Source organism: Brooklawnia sp. (genome assembly GCF_049651565.1).
GTDB lineage: Bacteria > Actinomycetota > Actinomycetes > Propionibacteriales > Propionibacteriaceae > Brooklawnia.
On sequence record NZ_JBASCI010000023.1, the window covers coordinates 1 to 8,959 of the forward strand.

Consider the following 8,959-nt stretch of genomic DNA (forward strand, 5'->3'; position numbering starts at 1 on the left):
CGCTCGCGGTGACCAGCGGCGTCAGCGCGTTGGCCTTCCACTTCGGCGGGGACGCCCTGGCCGGGCTGCACCACGAACTGTCGCTGGGCGCAGCCTGGTGGACGATCGACCCGTTCGGGCTGGCCGCCCAACCGGTGCTGGTGGCGGGCCTGGCAGCCGTGGCCACCGGGCTGCAGATCGTCGCGGCGCGACTCGGCCGGCTCAGCCGCGGGCTGGGCCTGGGTGCGGTGGCGTTGGGGTCCTTGCTGTCGCTGGCGGTCGTCCTCGGTTACCCGGCGAACCTGGCGTTGGCGTTGCTGGCGGCGGTACTCACCTGACGCCGGCTCCGGTGCGGTCAGGAGTCGCTCCGCTGGGTCAGGTAGGCCAGCCGGGCCATCCGTTTGACCAGTGCCGGGGTGAAGGCGTCCGCGTGCATCCGCCAGCTCCAGTTGCCCGAGTTGGTCGACGGGGTGTTGATCCGGCCCTCAGCGCCCAGCCCGAGGTAATCGGGCATCGGGACGATGCAGGTGTCGGCGATCGAGGTGAGGGCGGCGATGATGAAGTCCCAGTGCACCTGGTCGGGTGGGGTCCACCAGCTGTTCAGGTAGGTTCTCGCCCGTTCGCGATCGGCCGCCGACAGCGTGACCCACCACTGTTGCAGCGGCGGGTTGTCGTGGGTGCCGGTGTAGACGACGGTGTCGCGGACGAAGTTGTGTGGCCAGTAGTCCGAGTGCTCACGGCCATCGAAGGCGAACTGGATGACCTGCATGCCGGGCAGGTTCGCGGTCTCGCGCAACACCCGGACCGCGTCGGTCAGGAAGCCCAGGTCTTCGGCCACCATCGGCAACCGGCCGAGGGCGGCGCTGATCCGGTCGAAGAAGTCGAGGCCGGGCCCGGGACGCCAGAGCCCGTCGCGGGCGTCCGGGTCGCCGTAGGGCACCGCGTAGTACGACTCCAGTCCGCGGAAGTGGTCGAGGCGCAGCGTGTCGAACAGCTCGAACTGGCGGCTCAACCGCCGGATCCACCAGGCGAAGCCGGTGGCCTTGTGGGCCGGCCAGTCGTAGAGCGGGTTACCCCACAGCTGGCCGCCGGGGGAGAAGCCGTCCGGTGGCACCCCGGCGAGCTCGCGCGGACGCAGGTCGTCGTCCAGGTCGAACAGCTCCGGGTTGGCCCAGGCGTCGGCCGAGTCCATCGCCACGTAGATCGGCAGGTCACCCAGCACCTGGACGCCGGCGTCCCTCATGAACGCGCGCAGCCGCTGCCACTGCCGGTGGAACTGCCACTGCAGCCACCGCTGGTACTCGAACTCGGCGGCGTCCAGGTCGCGGACGCGACCCAGCGCCTGCGGCTCGCGGTGGCGCAGTTCGTCCGGCCACTGCGTCCACTCCCGCAGCTCCTGGCCGGACTTGATGGTCATGAACAGCGCGTACCCTTCCAGCCAGTCGGCCTGGTCGACCACGAACCGCTGGTAGTCGGGCTCGTCGTCCAGCCGGCCCAGCCGCGAGTGGGCCAGCCGCAGCGCCCGGTCGCGGGCGGTGGACACCGCTCCGTAGTCGACCCGGGTCGGGTCGTCACCCCAGTGCAGTTCCAGCAGTTCGCCCTTGGCCAGCAACCCTTGGTCGACCAGGTCGTCCAGGTCGATGAAGTTCGGGTTGCCGGCGAAGGTGGAGAAGCTCTGGTAGGGGGAGTCGCCGTAGCCGGTCGGCCCGATCGGCAGCATCTGCCAGATGCTCTGACCCGCCTCGGCCAGTTGGGCGACGAAGCGCTCGGCGTCCCGGGACAGGCAGCCGATGCCCCAGTCGCCCGGCAATGAGAAGACCGGCAACAGGACGCCGGCTCGACGACCGCGTGACATCTCAACCCTGGCTGCTGGCGGTGCGGGTGCCCACAGTTCGACCTCCTGACGCGAGTAGCACGCAGCTGCCGGGTTCGGCTCAGATGCCGGCCTGGGCCTGGATCGCGGTGATTGCCACCGTGTTGACGATGTCAGCCACCAGGGCTCCGCGGGACAGGTCGTTGACCGGCTTGTTCAGGCCCTGCAGCACCGGGCCGACGGCGATCGCGCCGGCGGTCCGCTGCACCGCCTTGTAGGTGTTGTTGCCGGTGTTCAGGTCGGGGAAGATGAAGACCGTGGCCCGGCCCGCCACCTCGGAGCCGGGCATCTTCGACTTGCCGACCGCCGGGTCCATGGCGGCGTCGAACTGGATCGGACCGTCGACCGCGAAGTCGGGGTTGGTCTGCTTGACCAGTTCGGTGGCGGCGTTGACAGCGTCGACGTCCTCACCGAACCCGGAGACGCCGGTGGAGTACGACAGCATGGCGACCCGCGGCTCGATGTCGAACGCCTTGGCGGTGGCCGCCGAGCTGATCGCGATGTCGGCGAGCTGCTCGGGGGTCGGGTTCGGGTTGACCGCGCAGTCGGCGAAGACCAGCACCTCGTCGGGCATGCACATCAGGAACGCACCCGAGACCACCTTCACGCCGGGCCGGGTTCGGATGAACTCAAGCGCAGGCCGGATGGTGTTCGCGGTGGTGTGGGTGGCGCCGGAGACCATGCCATCGGCCAGCCCGAGGTAGACCATCATGGTGCCGAAGTAGGACGGGTCGGTCATCTTCTCGCGGGCCTGCTCGATGGTGACGCCCTTCTTGGCGCGCAGTTCGGCGTACTGGGCGGCGAACTGCTCGACCAGGGCGGGGTCGTGCATCGACTGGATGCGGGCGCCGGTGATGTCGAAGCCGAGGGTGGCGGCGTCCGCCTTGACCTTGGCCTCCTCGCCGAGCAGCACCAGATCGGCCACACCACGCCGCAGCAGGATGGAGGTCGCCTCAAGGATGCGCCGGTCCTCCGACTCGGGCAGCACGATGGTCTTCTTGTCGGCGCGGGCCTTCTGCATGATCTGGTACTCGAACATCCGCGGGGTCCGCAGCTGGGTGCGAGCCATGTCGAGCGCAGCCACCATGGCGTCCTCGTCGACCCGTTCCTGGAACGTCCGCAGGCCCACCGAGTACTTGCGGTGCGAGCTGAGCATGGTGCCGCGCAGGTCGTGCAGCTTGGACGCCGTGGCGAAGGTGCCACTGCTGACCGTGCCGATCGGCAGCGAGATCTCCAGGCCGTCCAGCAGCTTGCTGATCGACTCGGGGATCTCGTAGCCACCGACCAGGAAGATGGCGGCCAGGTCGGGGAAGGTATCGGAGCTGTGCGCCAGCAGCAGACCGGGCAGCAGGTCGCTGCGGTCGGAGGCCACGATCATCGTGCACTCCGGCTCCAGCCGGTTCAGCACGTTGGGCAGGGTCATGCCGGCCACCACGGTGCTCAGCGATTCCCGGTCGAGCATGGATTCCTGACCGCGCCACAGCGTGGCGCCGAGCTTCTCGAACTGCTCGCGAACACTCGGCGCGGCCAGCACCGGGCTCTCCGGCAGTGCCGCGCTGACACCGTGGCCCAGCGCGGCCAGCCGCTCGGCGACCTGGTCGACGTCCTCGGCGTCCACCCGGTTGGCGACCACGCCGATCACCCGGTCGTGCTCCTCCTCGAAGCTGCGGATGGCGTGCTCGGCGGACGCGACCACCTCGTCGGGGGTGCGGTCGCGACCGCTGACCACCAGCAGCACCGGGGCGTTCAGGTTAGCTGCGATGCGCGCGTTGAACTCCAGTTCGGTGGGCGAGGCAAGGTCATCGTAATCGCTGCCGATCACCACGAGCGCGTCGAAGCGGTCCTGCAGGGCGCCGTACTGCTCGATGATCTGGGTAAGCGCCTGCTCGGGGTCGACGACCGCGTCGGCGGTGATCAGCCCGACGGCCTCGTCGTAGGTCTGATCGATGTCGGTGTGGGTCAGCAGGGCGACGGCGACCTCGTCATGGTCGTCACTGACCATGGGGCGGAAGATCCCGACCGACTTGACTTGGCGGCTGAGCGCCTCGATGAGGCCGAGGGCGATGACGGACTTGCCCACCCGGCCTTCCGGCGCGGCGATGTAAACACTCTTGTTGGTCACACGACGTAAGATACGGCGTCCGGGCCGGCTGCGCCCTGTCGGGGGCGGATTACCCTCCCCGGCCTCAGCAGATGACGACCTGCTGGGTGGCGATGTCGGAGTAGAGCACCATCGAGTCGAACTGCGCCACGTGCAGCACGTCGACCAGGTCGTGCAGTTCGGACACCAGCTCGGTCAGCCGGTTTGGCTGTTCGACCAGCAGCTCCGGGTTGAAGGTCACGTCCGGGGCGTGGTCGAAGATGGCCAGATAGAAGATGCCCGACTCGACCAGGTCCTGGAAGAAGTGGCTGCCATGGCTCAGTTCGGGGATGAACCCGCCTTCGGGATAGGTGAACTCGGCCATCGCCGCGGCGTTGCTGATCTCGCTGAAGTGCACCGGGATGCCCAGCGACGGGGTGGTGGTGCCCCAGCGGCCGGGCGCCATCACCATGAACGACCGGTCCGCCAGCGCCTTGTTCAGCACCCCGACGCCGCGGGCCACCGCGTAGCGGTCCTGCTGGCCCATCGCCAGGTAGGCGTCCGGGCGCACCACCACGACATACTCCAGCGGCAGCCGGACGTTGCCGCCCATGAAGTTGCCGTGCGCATGCAGCAGGGTCCGGGCCGGGTCGGTGGTGGTGGGCATCGCGATGGCCTCGCCCAGCCCGCGGGTCTGCAGCGGGCGGCACTGCACCAGGTTGATCCGCGGTTCGCCCCGTTCGTTGATGTTCACGGTGTACTCGATGTCGACCGGGTGGTCGTAGGCGGTGCTGAGAGCGTGCAGCATGTCGCGCATCAGGGACGCGAAGTTGGTGCGGTTGATCAGGCCGGCGAAGTCGACCACCTTGGGAGTCTGGGTGATCCGCCGGTTGGCCTCGCGGAGTCGGCGCAGCGTCTGGGTGTCGGTGGACAGGAACAGGTCCCAGTCGGCCTTGATGTCGAGCTCGCGCACGTCGGCCAGCGGCTTGGTCTGCTGGGAGTTGGTGCCGAGCTCCAGCACGTCGACGTAGCGCTGGGTGTGCCGGGCCGGGTCGTCGTCGGCCACCTTGCGGGTGGGGTCATCGAGGGTGATCAGCTTGGCGTAGTCGGTGATGGTCCGTTCGACCGCCCGGGTGCCCAGGCCCAGCACCAGCCGAAGCATGCCGGCGTCCGGGTCGATCCCGGGATCCCAGACGTAGAGGTTGTGCGAGTTGCCGACGCCGGCGGCGTGCGGGAAGAACAGACCGCCGTGGTGGTCGCCGCTGACCCGCTGCACCAGGATCGCCATCTGCTCGTCCGACTGGTCCAGTCCGCGCGTGCGCCGGTACTCCAGCGCGTCGGTGCTCATCACCGACGCGTAGACCCGGCGTACGGCGTCCTCGAGGGCGTGCAGCCGCTGTTCGGGGCTGCCCTGATTGGTGCAGAAGATCGACTCGTACTTGCCGGCGAACGCGTTGCCGAAGTTGTCCTCCAGCAGTGAGCTGGACCGGACGATGATCGGCGACTGGCCGAAGTACTCCAACATGCTCAGGAACTGCTCGCGCACCGCGGGCGGGAAGCGTCCGGTGGCGAGCTTGCGGTTCAGCGAGGCGCCGGCGGTGAAGTAGCTGTCGGGGGTCTTCTGCTCGGCCCACAGCTTCCACCAGCCGTTGGCGATGATGAAGGTGTAGAACAGGTCGCTGCCCAGGAAGTAGGAGTCGTGCTGCTCCATGTGGATGTTGAACCGGTTCTCTAGATCGTGCTCGAGAATCGCCCGGGCGACCAGCATGCCGACCGACTTGCCGCCGATGTAGCCGGTGCCGATCTCGCGGGTGGCCAGGGTGAGCAGGTCGGCCAGCGTCAGGTACTTGCGGCACAGCTCCACCACCCGACCCTCGCGGCCGATGAACATGTCGATCAGTTCGTTGGCGGCCGCCCGTTGCGCCTTGCCGTCGAGGCTGTCCAGGGCGTCCCAGCCGCGTTGCACCACCCGGTCCCAGTGGTCGGGCGGGTCGACCCGCAGCGACGCGGACGCGAACAGCCGGGCGGTCGCCTCGGAGCTGGTGATCGGGTCGGCGTCGGAGCCGCTGAGCAGGTGCGGGAAGAACATCGTCGGTGAATGGCGTAGCCACACCTTCAATGGGTGGACGTAGGTCTGGCCGCCGATCAGGTAGACGTCGAGCAGCAGCTGGGTGGTGTCGCGGACCATCGCCAGGGTGGCGAAGGTGTGCTCGCGCCGGATCAGCCCGAAGTAGGCGACGGTGTCGAGTTCGAACAGGTACGGGCAGGTGACCCGGAAGAAGTTGCCCACGGCCAGGTCGGAACGCCAGGTGTAGAGCAGCGAGGTCAGCGAGTCGAAGACGTAGAAGGTGCCGAAGCCATTGTCGGTGAGCATCTTGTGGACCGCGGAGGCGAAGTGCTCGAAGCCCAGCCACGCGTCCAGGTGCTGCACCTCGACCCCGGTCAGGTCCTCGATGAGCGGGTCGTGCTGGCCGAACCGGACGTAGATCAACCGGCGCCCCTCGGCACGGGCGGTGTCCACGAACGGCTGCACCAGCTTGCGGTACTGGCTGAGGGTGTCGACCTGCCAGACCACGTTGTCGCCCAACCGAAGCCCGTCGAAGATCCGGTCGAGCCCGGACACCCCGGTGCTGGCCCGGTTGTAGCTAACCATGGGGCGCAGTCTAGGGGCCGGCCGGCCGACTCAGACCAGCCGGGCGCTCAGCACCCCATCGATCGCGTAGATCTGCTCGCGCAACTCCTCGGGCACCTCGCCGGCGACGTCGAACATCGTCCATGCGAGGTCGCCGCGGGACTTGTTGAGCAGGTTCGCGATATTGAGTCCGGCGTCGCCGACCAGGGACGACATCTCGGCGACCATGTTCGGGACGTTGCGGTTGGCCACCACGATCCGCCGGGTGCCCTCGGTGCGGGCCAGGTTGGCCTCGGGGAAGTTGACCGAGTTGTAGATGTTGCCGTTCTCGAGGAAGTCGCGCAGCGCCTCGGCGGCCATCACCGCGCAGTTCGCCTCCGCCTCGATGGTGGACGCGCCCAGGTGCGGCAGCGCGGTCACCTTCGGGTGGCCGTGCAGGGCGGGGCTGGGGAAGTCGCAGACGTAGCCGCGGATCTCGCCGTCCTCGAGCGCGGTGAGCACGGCGTCCTCGTCGACGATGCCGGCGCGGGCGAAGTTGAGCAGCACCGCCCGCTTCTTCATCAGCGCGATGCGTTCGGCGCTCACCATGCCGCGGGTTGAGTCGAGCAGCGGCACGTGCACGGTGACCATGTCGGACTTGCTGAAGACGTCCTCGATGGTGGACGCGCGGTCGACCTGGCTGGACAACTGCCAGGCGTGCCGGATGCTGATCGCCGGGTCGTAGCCGAGCACCTTCATGCCCAGGGCGTGGGCGGCGTTGGCCACCTCGACGCCGATCGCGCCCAGCCCGATGACGCCCAGGGTGCGGCCGGGCAGTTCGAAACCGACGAACTGCTTCTTGCCGGACTCCACCGCATCGGCCATCCGGTCGTGGTCGGCGTCCAGGTTCTGCTCGAAATGCAGTGCGGGCACGATGTTGCGGGCGGCCAGCAGCATGCCCGCCAGCACGAGTTCCTTGACCGCGTTGGCATTGGCGCCGGGGGTGAAGAAGACCGGGATACCGCGCTCGCTGAGCGCGCTGACCGGGATGTTGTTGGTGCCGGCGCCAGCCCGGGCGACCGCCTGCACGGTGTCCGGGATATGCATCTTGTGCAGGTCGGCCGACCGCACCAGCCATGCGTCGGCGTCCTCGACGTCGCTGCCGACCTCGTACTCGTCCTTGGGAAAGCGGTTCAGCCCGTGGGAGCTGATGGCGTTGAGGGTTCTGACTCGGTACATGCTGCTTTGGCGCATCAGGCGTGGACGCGCTCGAACTCCTTCATGAACTCGATCAGGGCCTGGACGCCCTCGATGGGCATCGCATTATAGATCGACGCGCGCATTCCGCCCACCGAACGATGACCGCCCAGGTTGGTCAGGCCGGCGGCCGCGGCATCAGCCACGAACTTCTTGTTGAGGTCGGGGTTCACCATCAGGAAGGGCACGTTCATCCAGCTCCGGGACGCCGGCTCGACCGGGTTGGAGTAGAACGACGAGGCGTCGATGAAGCCGTAGAGCAGGTCGGCCTTGGCCCGGTTGCGTTCGGCCATGCCGGCCAGCCCGCCGTTGCGATTCACCCAGGCGAGGATCTTGCCGAGCAGGTAGATCGAGAAGGTGGGCGGGGTGTTCAGCATCGAGTCGTTGTCGGCCTGGGTGCGGTAGTGCCAGATCGACGGGGTGCTGGGACGGGCGCGGTCGAGCAGGTCGTCGCGGACGATGACGACGGCCATGCCTGCAGGGCCCATGTTCTTCTGGGTGCCGGCGTAGATGACGCCGAACTTCGACACGTCGATGGGACGCGACAGGATGGTGGAGCTCATGTCGGCGACCAGCGGCACCTGGCCGGTGCTGGGGACGTAACCGAACTCGACACCGCCGATGGTCTCGTTGGGGGTGTAGTGCAGGTACCGGGCGTCCGGGTTGACGGAGAAGCTGCCCTCGTCGGGGACGCGGGTGTACCGGGAGGGCTTCTCGTCGGCGACCACGTTGGCCATCAGGCCCATCCGGCCGGCTTCCTTCAGCGCCTTGGTGCCCCACTGGCCGGTCAGCATGAAGTCGACCGGGTCGCCAGCGGATGCGAGGTTGAACGGCACGGCGGCGAACTGACCCATGGCGCCGCCCTGCAGGAAGAGCACCTTGTAGGAGTGTGGGATCCTCATGACCTCGCGCAGCGACTGCTCGGTCTCGGCGGCGCAGGCCTTGAAGTCGGCGCCGCGGTGCGACACTTCCATCACCGACATGCCGCCCTTCCAGTCGGGCAGCTCGGATTGTGCCTCCTCGATCACCTCGAGCGGCATCATTGCGGGACCAGCTGAGAAGTTGTATACGCGCACGACCCTGATTGTCGCACCCGGGCGGGGCGGCGGCTCGCCGCGTCCAGCAGGCGCGCAAGCCTGGGTGGGGCCCACCGCGGCCT

General features: G+C 68.2%; 6 protein-coding genes. 1 reads left to right on the top strand and 5 read right to left on the bottom strand.

The features are described from left to right. Nucleotides 1–317: hypothetical protein (locus WBL05_RS01110; protein ID WP_424223169.1), on the top strand; the 317-nt coding region annotated here is incomplete at its 5' end. 17 nt (nucleotides 318–334) lie between these two features. On the opposite strand, the gene malQ is transcribed toward WBL05_RS01110, so the two are convergent. The 5 genes from malQ to serC all read right to left on the bottom strand — a co-directional run bounded on the left by malQ (nucleotide 335) and on the right by serC (nucleotide 8,876). Further along, nucleotides 335–1,834, bottom strand: coding sequence for a 4-alpha-glucanotransferase (gene malQ, locus WBL05_RS01115; protein WP_424223171.1), 1,500 nt, complete (start codon nucleotides 1,832–1,834; stop codon nucleotides 335–337). Between the two features lie 79 nt (nucleotides 1,835–1,913). After that, nucleotides 1,914–3,974 carry a phosphate acetyltransferase gene (pta, locus tag WBL05_RS01120; RefSeq protein WP_424223173.1) on the bottom strand — a complete coding sequence of 687 codons (2,061 nt, stop codon included), beginning with the start codon at nucleotides 3,972–3,974 and terminating at the stop codon, nucleotides 1,914–1,916. Between the two features lie 64 nt (nucleotides 3,975–4,038). Further along, on the bottom strand, nucleotides 4,039–6,585 hold the full coding sequence (locus tag WBL05_RS01125; RefSeq protein ID WP_424223174.1) for a PEP/pyruvate-binding domain-containing protein: 2,547 nt from the start codon (nucleotides 6,583–6,585) through the stop codon (nucleotides 4,039–4,041). A gap of 30 nt (nucleotides 6,586–6,615) precedes the next feature. After that, nucleotides 6,616–7,782 (bottom strand): phosphoglycerate dehydrogenase, encoded by a 1,167-nt coding sequence (locus WBL05_RS01130; RefSeq protein WP_424223175.1) that lies wholly within the window; start codon nucleotides 7,780–7,782, stop codon nucleotides 6,616–6,618. A gap of 14 nt (nucleotides 7,783–7,796) precedes the next feature. Continuing rightward, complete coding sequence (serC, locus tag WBL05_RS01135) at nucleotides 7,797–8,876, bottom strand: 3-phosphoserine/phosphohydroxythreonine transaminase (protein ID WP_424223176.1); 1,080 nt, start codon at nucleotides 8,874–8,876, stop codon at nucleotides 7,797–7,799. Nucleotides 8,877–8,959 lie beyond the last annotated feature (83 nt).